Here is a 13,780-nt window from a genome sequence, read left to right as displayed (position 1 = left end):
GGGAGAGGGAGGTTATACATATGCTGTTAGGTTCTGTACCACAGCTAGATCGTGTAGCGATTCAACTTGGGCCATTCCCAGTGTATTGGTATGGGATTATTATTGGGACAGGTGTACTCTTAGGGCTTTGGCTGGCTACGCGCGAGGGTGAACGATTAGGTATTCAAAAAGATACTTTTATCGATCTTGTTTTAATCGCGGTACCAATCGCGATTCTTTGCGCGCGCGCATATTATGTTATTTTTGAGTGGGAATATTATATGCAAAACCCGAGCCAAATTATTAATATTCGTCAAGGTGGCTTGGCGATTCACGGTGGTTTAATTGGGGCCGTTATTACAGGCATTATCTTTGCGAAAAGACGCGGCGTTTCCTTCTGGAAGCTAGCTGATATTGCAGCACCAAGTATTCTTCTTGGACAAGCAATTGGTCGATGGGGAAACTTTATGAACCAAGAAGCTCATGGTGATGAAGTAACAAGACAGTTTTTAGAAGGCTTACATTTACCAGATTTCATTGTGAATCAAATGTATATTGATGGCGTATATTATCATCCAACATTTTTATATGAATCATTATGGAATTTTGCAGGGGTAATTTTATTATTATTATTACGCAAAGCGAATTTACGCCGCGGTGAATTATTCTTTACATATTTAATTTGGTATTCAGTTGGCCGCTTCTTTGTAGAAAGCTTACGTACAGATAGCTTAATGTTAGGGCCGCTTCGCATTGCGCAAGTGATGTCTATCGGACTTGTTGTTATTTCTATCATTTTCATTATTGTGAGACGTAAACTAGGGCAAGCTGATAAAAGATATTCAGAAAAGTAGCATCTTATATGAGATGCTGCTTCTTTCATATTCAGGCAGCGAAAGGACCTTATCATATGAAAATAAATACAGTGTTATTCGATTTAGATGGAACATTAATAAATACAAATGAACTTATTATTTCTTCTTTTTTACACACGTTAAATAAATACTATCCAGATCAGTATAAGCGCGAGGATGTATTGCCGTTTATCGGCCCATCTTTGCATGAGACGTTTCGTTCAATGGATGAGGAAAAAGTGGATGAGATGATTCAGTGCTATCGCCAGTTTAACCATGACCACCATGACGAACTAGTGGAAGAATATGAAACTGTCTATGAAACAGTTCAGGAATTAAAGAAACAAGGTTATAAAATTGGAATTGTAACAACGAAAGCAAGACAAACAGTAGAAATGGGTTTAAAACTTTCTAAATTAAACGAGTTCTTTGATGTTGTTGTGACGATTGATGATGTCGAGCATGTGAAACCACATCCAGAACCAATTCAAAAGGCGCTCAAGTTACTACATGCAAAACCGGAAGAAACGATAATGATTGGCGATAATCATCATGATATTGTAGGTGGACAAAACGCAGGTACAAAAACAGCAGCAGTGGCATGGACGATTAAAGGTAGAGCGTATTTAGAATCGTATAAGCCAGATTATGTGTTAGATAAAATGAGCGATTTGTTATCGGTTTTATCTGAATAGTAGATAGAGGGAGAGAAAAAAGTGCGACGTACAACGCGCTATCCTGTTTCAGGAGCAAATTCGTTATGGAATGTATATAAAACAGTGTCTTTCTTTAAGGTTATGAAAAATTTTATTGTCATTCAAATTGCGCGCTATACGCCATTTTTATCGGTGAAAAATTGGTTATACCGCACATTTTTACGAATGAAAGTCGGAGAGAAAACAGCATTTGCCCTTATGGTAATGCCAGATATTATGTTTCCTGAAAAGATTACAGTTGGGACGAATTCAGTAATTGGCTATAACACAACGATTTTGGCTCATGAATATTTAATTACGGAATACCGCCTCGGAGAAGTGATAATCGGGAATGAAGTGATGATTGGGGCGAATTCAACAGTGTTACCAGGTGTGGAGATTGGAGACGGTGCTATCGTTTCAGCAGGTACACTTGTCCACAGGGATGTACCAAGTGGTGCTTTTGTGGGTGGAAATCCAATGCAGATCATATATACGAAGGAAGAAATGGCAGAAGGGAGAAGGTCGATGTTAAAAATGTAACATTTCCCTTCTCTTTTTATGAATAAAAAGGAAATAATTGAGTATAATATACTGTTTTGTTTTTTACGGAATCGTTTATACTTATAGATAAAAGAATGTGTGAGCGAAGAAAACAAAAAACTGGAGGATATATGGGGAAAAATCAAAGAATATTTAAGGAGAACGGACAAGTTATCTCTTTTAATCAATTGGCTGATTTCTTTTATAAAAAAGGGATGAGATCTTATCAAGGTAATAAGTTACAAGATGCAATTAAATATTTTCGAAGAGCGGCACAAAGTGAGAAAGAGCCGTTTATTTTATGCCAATTAGCAACGGTGTTATCTGAAGTGGGGGAGTATCAAGAATCGAATCAAATTTTCTTGAACCTGATTCGTTCACAACCAGATATTGAACAGTGTTATTATTTTATAGCAAGTAATTACGCATATCTTGGTTTGTTTCAGCAAGCGAAGAAATACGCTGAGCAATATTTAGAGATTGCTACAGAGAAAGAGTTTGTGGAAGAGACGTTAGAATTACTTGAGATTATGGAAGAAGAATCGATGGATGCGGAAGAGTTTGAAGATGAAGATGAGCTAATTGTCATGCAGGAAGAAGCGAATCGTTACATTCGCAACGGACAATTAGAAGAAGCGATTGCTACACTTGAAATTGTGACGAAAGATTATCCGGAATTTTGGTCGGGCTATAATAATTTAGCAATTGCTCATTTTCAGTTAGGAAATGTAGATACAGCATTAAAGTTAACAGAGATGATTTTAGAGAAAAATCCTGGTAATATGCATGCATTATGTAATACGCTTATTTTTCTATATTCAATTGGAGAGAACAAACAAGTAGAATCATTAGCTGAACAACTAAAATCAGTATATCCGATGTCATTTGAGCATCGGTTGAAGTTAGGGACAACATTTGCAACAATTGGTCACTTTGAATCAGCGTATAAATGGTTAAAATTATTAAAGCGTCAAGGTTATGAAGGAGATGTTAGCTTTTACTATTGGTTCGCATACTCTGCCTATATGATAAAGGATCAACAGACAGCAGAAAAGATGTGGCAATCTGTTGTAGAATTACATCCTGATAAAAAGGGGAAAGAACCGTGGAATGCTTTAAGCTTAGCTGATGAAGGACAGAACATGTTGTTTAAAGAGCTGCAAAAATCTTTCAGGAAAAGCGACACGTTGGAAGAGCAAATGCTAGCGTTATATTTAATGAATGAATTAACAACACCTGAGAAAATTGGCTTTTTCTTTGATGTGACGCAGGCGGAAAATCGTGTGCCGATTGTTTCGCAATTAGCGAAATATTTCTTTTTGGTGAGCAGTCATAAGAGTATCCCAGGTGAATTACAGCCATTTGAACAGTGTATTAGGATTGCGGATGCTTTATATAACTATACAAGTAAAGATGATGAATTGATTGAAGAATGTTTGCATTTTTGGTTTTGTACTTTTATACGTTTATATACATCTGGAATGGCTTTTACGAATGTCTTTGGGTGGTCGGCGGCAATCGAATACATTGTGCGTGGTCAGCGGAGAAATAAAATGACACAGGCCGAACTAGGAAATATATATAATGTATCTGTGGCAACTGTGAGGAAATATGTGCAAGTGGTAAAGCGTACTCACGCATAGGCAAATCATTGGGAAAAAACAGATGCTAACAGTATAATGAGGGTAAGTTACGTGTAGGAATGAATAGGAGTGAGTAGTGTGTCAGAAGAAAAAATTTATGATGTCATTATTATTGGTGCTGGACCAGCTGGGATGACAGCTGCAGTGTATACGTCTCGTGCAAATTTAAGCACACTTATGCTTGAACGTGGTATTCCAGGCGGACAAATGGCAAATACAGAAGATGTAGAAAACTATCCAGGTTATGAATCCATTTTAGGGCCTGATTTATCAAATAAAATGTTTGAGCATGCGAAGAAATTTGGTGCTGAGTATGCATATGGTGATGTGAAAGCAGTTATCGATGGCAAAGAATATAAAACGGTTGTAGCTGGTAAAAAAGAATATAAAACACGTTCAATTATCGTTGCAAGTGGTGCAGAGTACAAAAAAATTGGTGTACCAGGTGAAAAAGAACTTGGCGGCCGCGGTGTATCATACTGTGCAGTATGTGATGGCGCATTCTTTAAAGGGAAAGAACTTGTTGTTGTTGGCGGCGGAGACTCTGCTGTTGAGGAAGGTGTATATTTAACACGTTTCGCATCAAAAGTAACAATCGTTCACCGTCGCGAGGCTCTTCGTGCACAGAAGATTTTACAAGATCGTGCTTTTCAAAATGAGAAAGTAGACTTCATTTGGAATCATACTGTGAAGGAAATCAATGAAGAGAATGGTAAAGTAGGTAGTGTAACGCTTGTAGATGTTAACACTGGTGAAGAGCAAGAGTTTAAAACAGATGGTGCTTTCATTTACATTGGTATGTTACCATTATCAAAACCATTTAATGAGCTCGGTATTACAAATGAAAATGGTTATATTGAAACGAACGAGCGTATGGAAACGAAAGTTCCTGGTATTTTCGCAGCTGGTGATGTTCGCGAAAAGATGCTTCGTCAAATTGTAACAGCAACTGGTGATGGTAGTATTGCAGCGCAAAGTGCACAACACTACGTAGAAGAGTTGTTAGAAGAATTAAAGGCTGTAACAGAATAAGGATATAAAACTGTTTAGGGAAGAAGGCTACCTGTATAAAGGGTAGCTTTCTTTATTTTTTGATTAGAAATGTAAAATATTTGTTGCATTTCTAATGGAGTACATAAAGCGAAATTTTAAGTAAGTAGAAAACTGTTTTCATCGCCATAGCTTATAGGCCAGAAAATTAAAATGAATTTACATAGCTGAGTTCCCTTGACGATAAAATTCGTTAAGGGATTTTTTATCCTGCTATTTGCGGGCAGTAAGACTCCCGCCTCAAAGTTCAGCTTATTTAAGGCCTAGTCTCCTTCATTGTGACAAACTGTTTTTGATAGTATAATGAAATGAGTATGTGATGAAGAAATTTGTCATAAGTAGCTGAGGTGAAGAAGCATGCAAAGGGTCACAAACTGTGTGTTAATTAAAGGTAATGAAGTTCTCCTATTACAAAAACCACGCCGGAACTGGTGGGTTGCACCTGGCGGGAAAATGGAACGCGGTGAAACAGTAAGGGACTCCGTTGTTCGCGAATATCGTGAAGAAACAGGTATTTATTTAAAGAACCCAGCGTTAAAGGGGGTCTTCACTTTCGTCATCCAAGAAGGTGATAAAGTTGTTTCTGAGTGGATGATGTTCTCCTTTTTAGCGACAGATTTTGCAGGAGAAAACAAATTGGAAAGCGAAGAAGGCATCATTGGTTGGCATACATTTGATAAAATTGATGAATTACCAATGGCGCCTGGAGACTATCATATTATTGATTATTTAATTAAAGGAAATGGAATCATTTACGGGACGTTTGTATATACACCAGACTTTGAATTACTTTCATATCGATTGGATCCAAGCTAAATCTTCAAGGAGGGGATACAATGACAGCAAATAATGATATTAAAATGGTGATTATTACAGGAATGTCCGGTGCAGGAAAAACAGTAGCTCTGCAAAGTTTTGAAGATTTAGGATATTTTTGTGTAGATAACTTACCACCTATGTTATTGCCGAAGTTTGTTGAACTGATGGCAGATTCAAAAGGGAAAATGAATAAAGTGGCACTTGGTATTGATTTACGTGGCCGTGAATTTTTTGAACATTTATGGGGAGCACTTGATGATTTATCAGAACGCACTTGGATCATTCCGCATATTTTATTTTTAGATGCGAGAGATAACACGCTTGTAACGCGTTATAAAGAAACGAGACGTTCGCATCCGCTCGCGCCAACGGGACTTCCGCTAAAAGGAATTGAGGCTGAGCGTAGTTTATTAACAGACATGAAGGCTAGAGCTAACATTGTACTTGATACGTCTGAGCTAAAACCGAAAGAATTACGCGAAAGAATTGTTCATTTATTTTCTACAGAAAATGAGCAAGCATTTCGTGTAAATGTAATGTCATTTGGATTTAAATACGGTATTCCAATTGACGCAGATTTAGTATTTGATGTTCGTTTTTTACCAAATCCATATTATATTCCACAGATGAAGCCGTTAACAGGACTAGATGAAGAAGTTTCGTCATATGTGCTTAAATTTAATGAGACACATAAGTTTTTAGAAAAACTGACGGATCTTATTACTTTCATGCTTCCACATTATAAAAGGGAAGGTAAGAGTCAGCTTGTAATTGCAATTGGATGTACAGGTGGACAACATCGTTCTGTTACACTTACAGAGTACTTAGGAAAATATTTGAAACCAGAATATATCGTTCATATATCTCATCGTGATGTGGAGAAGAGAAAGGGCCATTAAGGGATGAAAAAAGAGAGAAAACCTAAAATTGTTATCATGGGGGGCGGAACTGGACTGTCTGTTTTATTACGAGGGTTGAAACAGTATCCCGTTGATATTACGGCGGTTGTTACAGTAGCCGATGATGGTGGCAGTTCGGGTAGATTACGTGATGAGTTAGAAATTCCACCACCGGGTGACATTCGTAACGTGCTTGTTGCGTTATCAGATGTCGAACCGCTTGTGGAAGCTTTATTTCAACATCGTTTTACATCCGGAGAAGGTTTGACGGGTCATGCATTAGGTAATCTATTGTTAGCTGGTATGACCTCGATTACAGGAGACTTTTTCCACGCTATTACCGAAACGAGTAAAGTATTAAATGTGAGAGGGCGTGTTTTACCAGCGGCCAATCAAAGTGTGGTACTTCACGCAGAACTAGAAGATGGAGAAATTGTAACAGGTGAATCGAAAATTCCGTATTTTGGGAAGAAAATCAATCGTGTGTTTTTAACACCTGGTGATGTCGAACCGCTGCATGAAACGTTGGCAGAAATTCAGCGGGCAGACTTACTTGTCTTCGGACCGGGTAGTTTGTATACGAGTATTTTGCCAAACTTAATTGTGAAAAAAATAGGTGATGCTGTTCTTCATGCAGATGCAAAAAAAATATACGTATGTAATGTTATGACGCAAGCTGGGGAGACAATGGGGTATACAGCATTTGATCATGTGCAGGCTTTGCATGATCACCTTGGAGCGCCTTTTATCGATACAGCGATTGTAAATAATCGTAACATTCCTGCTGAGTTACGTAGTCTGTATGCAGAAGAGATGTCTGCACCTGTTGTAGTTGATGAAAAACGTTTTGCTGAAAGTAACATTTGTTTAATTCAAGATGAATTAGCAAAGTATGATGATCAAGTTGTAAGGCATGATACATTAAAATTAGCTTCTATCTTATATTCATTGTTATAAACATGCGTTATCTCAGAATGAGATAACGCTACTCATTCATATAGGACAAGATTTTTGTTCCGAAATATTGTATAAGGAGGTGGGGCCGTGTCATTTGCATCAGAGACAAAGAAAGAACTGACAAAGCTTGAGATGAAGGAGTGTTGTGAGAAAGCAGAACTATCAGCGCTGCTTCGAATGAACGGATCACTTTCTTTTTCAAATCGTCGTCTTTCAATTGATATTCAAACAGAAAATGCAGCAATTGCGAGAAGAATTTACACATTGCTCAAAAAAGGATATGACGTGACGGTAGAATTGCTTGTTCGCAAAAAAATGCGACTGAAGAAAAATAATGTATATATCGTTCGGCTTGTTGAGAAATCCCGTGAAATATTAGCAGATTTGCATATTGTCAGGGAAGACTTTTCGTTTATTCGTAATATCTCACAGGAATTGATTGAAAAGAAATGCTGCAAACGATCATATTTACGAGGGGCATTTCTAGCAGGTGGTTCAGTAAATAACCCAGAAACATCATCTTATCATTTAGAGGTCTTTTCGTTATACAAGGAACATAATGATTCTATATGTGAATTGATGAACGGATTTGATTTAAATAGTAAGACGTTGGAAAGGCGTAAAGGGTATATTACGTATTTAAAAGAAGCGGAAAAAATAACGGAGTTTTTAAATATTATTGGCGCGCATAATGCATTGTTAAGATTTGAAGATATTCGTATTGTTCGCGATATGCGTAATTCGGTCAATCGTCTAGTGAATTGTGAAACCGCCAATTTAAATAAAACAATTGGTGCCGCTTTAAGGCAAATTGAAAATATTCGTTACATTAATGAAACAGTGGGACTGGATGTTTTGCCAGATAAACTGCGAGAGATTGCACAATTACGTATTAGTTATCAAGATGTAACATTGAAAGAATTAGGCGAGATGGTATCTGGGGGGAAAATCAGTAAATCAGGTATTAATCATCGCTTGCGTAAAATCGATGAAATTGCAGAGAAATTACGCGCGGGGGAACCGGTAGCAAAAAAATAACGGTAAAGGGGAAATGGGAGCTATGGTTCAGAAACAAGTTGAGGTGGCATTAAAAAATGGTTTGCAAGCACGTCCGGCTGCGTTGTTTGTACAAGAGGCAAATTGTTTTCACGCTGATATTTTTATTGAAAAAGATGGGAAAACAGTCAATGCGAAGAGCATCATGGGGATTATGAGCTTAGCTATTGGGTCTGGCAGCAATATAACGATTATAACAGAAGGTTCAGATGCAGAAGAAGCGTTAGAAGCGTTAGCTGCTTACGTGCAAAATAAACAGTAAAAGCTATCGCATGGAGCGATAGCTTTTCAGTTTATTTGGAAGCAGAAGCTAGGGGGCTCCTGTTTTTTTGTCGTTTTTTGTTGGTTAGTCGATATCTTTTGTCGAATCGCTGATATATTCAAATTTACGATATATTGTGAGAAACGGTTGATATATTTGAAAAATCGCTGATAAAACTTCATTCACCATTTTATATAAACAAACCTCGTCAGCTCACCATGTTTCACTTTATAATTTTTTAGCATTTCCCTTTTCAGGCTGTTGAAGGATATATTGTGAATGGCAGTCAACAAAAAATGCTATCGCACGTGGCGATAGCATTTTTTGTTTAGTGTTTTGTAAAGATTTTATCGATTAAGCCGTATTCTAGTGCTTTTTCTGCTGTCATGAAGTTGTCACGGTCAGTGTCGCGTTGTAGAACTTCTAATGGTTGACCTGTGCGATCAGCAAGAATTTGGTTTAATTTTTCACGTAAGAATAGGATACGCTTTGCAGCGATTTCGATTTCTGTTGCTTGTCCTTGTGCACCGCCAAGTGGTTGGTGAATCATTACTTCACTGTTTGGAAGAGCGAAACGTTTTCCTTTTTCGCCTGCTGCAAGTAGGAAAGCACCCATAGATGCAGCCATACCAATACAAATTGTTGATACGTTTGGTTTAATAAACTGCATTGTATCATAAATTGCCATACCTGCTGTAATAGAACCACCAGGGCTGTTGATGTATAAATGAATATCTTTTTCTGGATCTTGAGATTCCAAGAATAGAAGCTGAGAAACGATTGAGTTTGCTACGTTATCATCAATTGCGCTACCAAGCATAATGATGCGGTCTTTTAATAAGCGAGAGTAAATATCGTAAGCGCGTTCTCCACGATTTGTTTGTTCAATTACTGTAGGAATTAAATTCATCTGTTATTTCCTCCTTTGAAAGCTTTCTTAATCTTATAATACAATTATGGTCAATAAAGGTCAAACAAAACCACTTTAAATCAAAAAAATATGTAGTTGTAACATGATTTATTCGCTATATTTTTGGAATTCCCTGCTTATGTATCTTCAACATCATAACCGAATTATATAAATTTAAACGTACGGAGAGAATCATGTTGTTTGTGAAAAAACGAAAGAACGCTTTTTCTTATAGAAGCGTTCTCTTGTTTCCTATTCTTTTAAGAGGTAGGTTGCTTTATTTAGGATCTTTTCGATTTGTTTTGCATTTTCATTATACATTTGACTTGCTGATTTTGATTTCGTTTCTAAAGAAAATAATTCTAGATCCGCTTGGCATTTTTTTAAAGAAGCTAAGAGTAACGGCTTAGCTTGAGGAGAAGGTATTTGAATTTTATCATCATAAATATCGACAGTGAGTTGTCCGTAAGAATCAACTTGTCCAAGAAACACATTTTCTATTACGACTCCGATTTTTTCTAGTTCAGCATGAAGCCAAGCGCGATTATGACCACTAGCCGAAAGAGGTTCATCTAGTACGTTTCCATCCATAATTACCGTTTGTGTTTCTTTTGCAGGTGCGACTTGTAAACCGATATCTTTTGGAGTAAGCGGCTGCTTGTCTCTTTTTAACAAGACATTGAGTTCGCCGCCAGATTCCAATACAGCAAATTCAACATCAGATATGTTGAATACACTCCTTTGTCTTAGAAGTTCTAGTAACTCATCGATCGTATAATTTTCCTTTTTTAAATTATCTTCAAGGACTTTTCCATCTTTTATAAAAACCGTCGCTTTTCCTTCAATAAAATTTCTGAGATGTTTATTTTTTAAGGCAATTAGACCTGCGAAAAATGGAATGAGAGAAAAAACAAGCATACTAGAAATACCGTGCCAAAAGTTCCGCTCAAGCCCTGTCGATACTTCAGCTGCGATGTTACCGATTGTTAAGCCTGCAACGTATTCGAAAAATGAAAGCTGTGAGATTTGTCTTTTTCCAAGCAGCTTTGTTATTGAGAATAAAATAATTAAGATAGCGAAGGAACGTATAATGACAATCAGCCAGTCTGGTAAATGCGGCATAGTTTATTCCCTCCTGTTTTCCTAAAATCCTTTATATTGAGGTTCTTCTCTTTCTAATACAGAAATTCTACTGTTAAGGTCAGCGATTACACTGTCCATCTCCATCATACATTCATGGAAGACCCGTTTTGCTTCTTCATCAGAGGCATTTTGGGAAAGTGTACTTAAGCTTGCCTGTGCACTTTTTAAACTAGCGAGACATGTTTTTACACTCGCAATAACAGTCATGAGAACACCTCTTATCCTTTTGGTTTAAAGAGTAGTGCGCCGATAAATCCGAAAATAATGGCAGCAGATATACCAGCACTGGTTACTTTGAACATTCCCGTTATAACACCGACAATGCCATGTTTTGCAGCTTCAGCCATAGCTCCATGAACAAGAGCGTTTCCGAAACTTGTAATGGGAACTGTCGCACCAGCTCCTGCGAAATCAATTAAAGGCTCGTATAGACCGAATCCATCTAGTATTGCACCAGCGACAACGAGCGTTGACATTGTGTGAGCGGGCGTAAGTTTACCGACATCAAATAGAAGTTGTCCGATTACACAAATCAATCCGCCGATTACAAAAGCCCAAAAAAAGATCATCTATTGTACACCTCCAGTTTCAATTGATACGGCATGAGCAATGCATGGAATGGTTTCTTGTTGCTGGAAGGTAAGCGGAGATAATAGTGCGCCAGTAGCTACGACAAGTATTTTGCTGAACTCACCTTTTTTCATTCTGTTTAACAAATGTCCGTATACGACGGCCGCAGAGCAGCCTGGGCCACTTGCGCCTGCGATTACAGGCTGACCTTCTCTATAAATAAGTAATCCGCAATCTTGAAATTGTTCGCTTGTTACTTTCGTTCCGTGCTTATGCAGTAAATCATAGGCTATTTCTCGTCCGACATGACCAAGATCGCCTGTTACGATTAAGTCATAGTAGGATGCATCAACTTGTCTTTCGCGTAAATGTGCTTCGATTGTATCGACAGCAGCGGGAGCCATTGCGCCTCCCATGTTAAAGGGATCTGTTAAGCCCATATCAACAACGCGTCCAATTGTCGCTGACGTAACGCGAGGACCTTCACCTTGATCACTCAAAAGAGCGGCGCCAGCTCCTGTCACAGTCCACTGAGCGGTAGGTGGTTTTTGTCCACCGTATTCAGTCGGATAGCGGAACTGTTTTTCAACAGCAGTATTGTGACTTGAGGCTCCGGTTAATAAATATTTTGCTCCTTTTGCATTTACAATACTGGCACCAAGAGCGAGGCCTTCCATAGAAGTAGAACAAGCACCAAATAACCCAATATAGGGAGCACCGAGTGTACGGCAAGCGAAGCTAGAGGGCGTAATTTGATTAATAAGGTCACCCGCTAAAATGAATTGAATGTCTTCTTTTCGGAGATTGGCTTTTTCAGTTGCGCGACTGCAAGCTTCCTCAAATAAAACTCTATGCGCTTTTTCATAAGAATCTTGTCCGAGCCATAAATCTTCATGAAGGGTGTCGAAGTCTTCAGGAATTTTACCATTTGCCTCAAATGGTCCACCGATGACACCTGTTGAAATAATGACTGGTTTATTTTCAAATATCCATGTTCGGTGTCCTAGTAACATTTACAGTCCCCCCAATTGAATGAGAATGGTCTTAATAAGACCGATAACAAAAGCGGCAAATACACCGAATAGAATAACAGATCCGGCTAATTTAAACATATTGCCACCTACTCCAAGGACAAAACCTTCTGTCTTATGTTCAATACAAGCAGAGATAACGGAATTTCCAAATCCGGTAACGGGTACAGCTGTACCAGCGCCGCCGAACTGGGCGAGGCGGTCATATACACCGAAGCCTGTAAGTAACATAGAAATAAAAATTAGTGTTGCGACGGTAGGATTTCCTGCTGAACGTTCTGTGAAATCAAAGTATGTGATATAGAAGGTAGAAATAAGTTGACCGATGAAGCAAATGAAACCACCTACAAAAAAGGCTTTTATACAATTTTTTACTACGGGCCGCTTCGGTTCGCGCTGTTGTTCAAATTTTTTATATTCTTGTTGTACGGGTGTTAAATCTTTATCTTTACTTGCCATGTGAATCCATCCTTTTCTTTTAGAGAACGTACAATTAAGTATTGGAGTTCATTTCTGTGTGAACTGTTTTTAGTTTGTTTTTAATGTATTCTTTATCAGCCTCTTTGTTCTTAACTTTCTTTTCCAGCTTATCTAGTAGCATGAAAATCTTTCGATCAGTACTGACATAGATATTGAAAGTGGGGTTCTCTTTTTTCAATTGTTTTTTAATTTTTGTTTTTAATGATTTTAATTGAAAACGTTCATGATGCTCTGGTTTAACAGCTATGTAAAGATCTGTGTTAGAGTTAGCAGCCCTAGCTTCTAGTATTTCTTCCATGGCAAGTACATTTTTCTTCGCGTCATGTGATATAGATTGATTAAAAGATTGCTCCATGCTTACTTTCGTTAACTGAGGTTCCTTTTTTTTCTCTGTTTTTTTATGTGTTTCTTGTTTTACTTCTTTATCTAAATGACTCGTACATCCTGTTATGAAACCTAGTAGAAGCACGAATAATACGGTAATGGTGCTAAATTTTCGCATTGCAATCATTCCATTTCTATTGCTTTATGTAATGTAATTGCAACAAGATGATCTAAGATCACCTTGTTGCGGTGCATCATAGAGGATGATGCACTATTGTTGTGAATATTGGGGCTCTTCTTGCTGAACTTCTTCGATTCGTGGGTTTAAAGAATCGATAACCGATTGCGTTTGTTGTGCAGCTGTTTGGAAAAGTTGTTTCGCTTGCTGATTGTCTGTATCAAGAGCGAAGCCTTCTAAACTTGCTTGTGCACTTTTTAACCCAGAAACAGTTTGTTTTAATTTTGTAATAACAGTCATTGAATAAATCCCCCTTATTGGATGTGCATTCAAAGCTTATAATTTGTAAATCGGCTTCAAAATATAATTTCCAAATTTAGGTTTGTT

18 protein-coding genes are annotated in these 13,780 nt (G+C 37.8%); 10 read left to right on the top strand and 8 right to left on the bottom strand.

All coding sequences use genetic code 11. The annotated features are described in order from the left end of the window. Nucleotides 1-20: 20 nt before the first annotated feature. The 10 genes from lgt to ACX5JI_RS14875 all read left to right on the top strand — a co-directional run bounded on the left by lgt (nt 21) and on the right by ACX5JI_RS14875 (nt 8,757). Entirely contained in the window at nt 21-833 is an 813-nt protein-coding gene (gene lgt / locus ACX5JI_RS14920) for a prolipoprotein diacylglyceryl transferase (RefSeq protein ID WP_459501820.1), read from the top strand. Between the two features lie 56 nt (nt 834-889). Continuing rightward, nucleotides 890-1,528, top strand: a complete 639-nt coding sequence (gene ppaX / locus ACX5JI_RS14915) for a pyrophosphatase PpaX (RefSeq protein ID WP_459501819.1) — start codon at nt 890-892, stop codon at nt 1,526-1,528. 21 nt (nt 1,529-1,549) lie between these two features. Further along, nucleotides 1,550-2,071, top strand: a complete 522-nt coding sequence (locus ACX5JI_RS14910; RefSeq protein WP_459501818.1) for an acyltransferase — start codon at nt 1,550-1,552, stop codon at nt 2,069-2,071. Between the two features lie 131 nt (nt 2,072-2,202). Next, on the top strand, nt 2,203-3,714 hold the full coding sequence (locus ACX5JI_RS14905; protein WP_459501817.1) for a tetratricopeptide repeat protein: 1,512 nt from the start codon (nt 2,203-2,205) through the stop codon (nt 3,712-3,714). Nucleotides 3,715-3,792: 78 nt separating this feature from the next. Then, nucleotides 3,793-4,746: a thioredoxin-disulfide reductase gene (gene trxB, locus ACX5JI_RS14900; RefSeq protein ID WP_459501816.1), complete on the top strand. Its 954-nt coding sequence runs from the start codon at nt 3,793-3,795 to the stop codon at nt 4,744-4,746. Between the two features lie 375 nt (nt 4,747-5,121). Beyond that, entirely contained in the window at nt 5,122-5,580 is a 459-nt protein-coding gene (locus ACX5JI_RS14895; protein ID WP_459501815.1) for an NUDIX hydrolase, read from the top strand. 20 nt (nt 5,581-5,600) lie between these two features. After that, nucleotides 5,601-6,482 (top strand): RNase adapter RapZ, encoded by an 882-nt coding sequence (gene rapZ, locus ACX5JI_RS14890; RefSeq protein WP_459501814.1) that lies wholly within the window; start codon nt 5,601-5,603, stop codon nt 6,480-6,482. Nucleotides 6,483-6,485: 3 nt separating this feature from the next. Next, complete coding sequence (mgfK, locus tag ACX5JI_RS14885) at nt 6,486-7,439, top strand: gluconeogenesis morphogenetic factor MgfK (RefSeq protein ID WP_459501813.1); 954 nt, start codon at nt 6,486-6,488, stop codon at nt 7,437-7,439. A gap of 87 nt (nt 7,440-7,526) precedes the next feature. Next, nucleotides 7,527-8,477 carry a DNA-binding protein WhiA gene (gene whiA, locus ACX5JI_RS14880; protein ID WP_459501812.1) on the top strand — a complete coding sequence of 317 codons (951 nt, stop codon included), beginning with the start codon at nt 7,527-7,529 and terminating at the stop codon, nt 8,475-8,477. A 22-nt stretch (nt 8,478-8,499) separates the two neighbouring features. Beyond that, a complete protein-coding gene (locus ACX5JI_RS14875; RefSeq protein ID WP_459501811.1) occupies nt 8,500-8,757 on the top strand; it encodes an HPr family phosphocarrier protein in 258 nt (85 codons plus the stop codon). A gap of 328 nt (nt 8,758-9,085) precedes the next feature. Here the strand turns inward: ACX5JI_RS14875 and clpP are convergent, their stop codons facing one another. From clpP to ACX5JI_RS14835, 8 genes are all read right to left on the bottom strand, one after another. Then, nucleotides 9,086-9,667 carry an ATP-dependent Clp endopeptidase proteolytic subunit ClpP gene (clpP, locus tag ACX5JI_RS14870; protein WP_459501810.1) on the bottom strand — a complete coding sequence of 194 codons (582 nt, stop codon included), beginning with the start codon at nt 9,665-9,667 and terminating at the stop codon, nt 9,086-9,088. Between the two features lie 252 nt (nt 9,668-9,919). Next, complete coding sequence (locus ACX5JI_RS14865) at nt 9,920-10,789, bottom strand: DUF421 domain-containing protein (protein WP_459501809.1); 870 nt, start codon at nt 10,787-10,789, stop codon at nt 9,920-9,922. 21 nt (nt 10,790-10,810) lie between these two features. Beyond that, complete coding sequence (locus tag ACX5JI_RS14860; protein WP_459501808.1) at nt 10,811-11,017, bottom strand: DUF1657 domain-containing protein; 207 nt, start codon at nt 11,015-11,017, stop codon at nt 10,811-10,813. A gap of 11 nt (nt 11,018-11,028) precedes the next feature. After that, on the bottom strand, nt 11,029-11,379 hold the full coding sequence (spoVAE, locus tag ACX5JI_RS14855) for a stage V sporulation protein AE (protein WP_459501807.1): 351 nt from the start codon (nt 11,377-11,379) through the stop codon (nt 11,029-11,031). After that, nucleotides 11,380-12,393 (bottom strand): stage V sporulation protein AD, encoded by a 1,014-nt coding sequence (spoVAD, locus tag ACX5JI_RS14850; RefSeq protein ID WP_459501806.1) that lies wholly within the window; start codon nt 12,391-12,393, stop codon nt 11,380-11,382. Beyond that, entirely contained in the window at nt 12,394-12,870 is a 477-nt protein-coding gene (spoVAC, locus tag ACX5JI_RS14845) for a stage V sporulation protein AC (protein WP_459501805.1), read from the bottom strand. A gap of 34 nt (nt 12,871-12,904) precedes the next feature. Next, nucleotides 12,905-13,393: a YhcN/YlaJ family sporulation lipoprotein gene (locus tag ACX5JI_RS14840; RefSeq protein WP_459501804.1), complete on the bottom strand. Its 489-nt coding sequence runs from the start codon at nt 13,391-13,393 to the stop codon at nt 12,905-12,907. A 93-nt stretch (nt 13,394-13,486) separates the two neighbouring features. Continuing rightward, nucleotides 13,487-13,693 (bottom strand): DUF1657 domain-containing protein, encoded by a 207-nt coding sequence (locus tag ACX5JI_RS14835; protein ID WP_459501803.1) that lies wholly within the window; start codon nt 13,691-13,693, stop codon nt 13,487-13,489. Between the last annotated feature and the right edge of the window lie 87 nt (nt 13,694-13,780).

The organism is Bacillus sp. C1, assembly GCF_054570475.1.
This window is presented reverse-complemented; position numbering and strand designations above follow the sequence as displayed.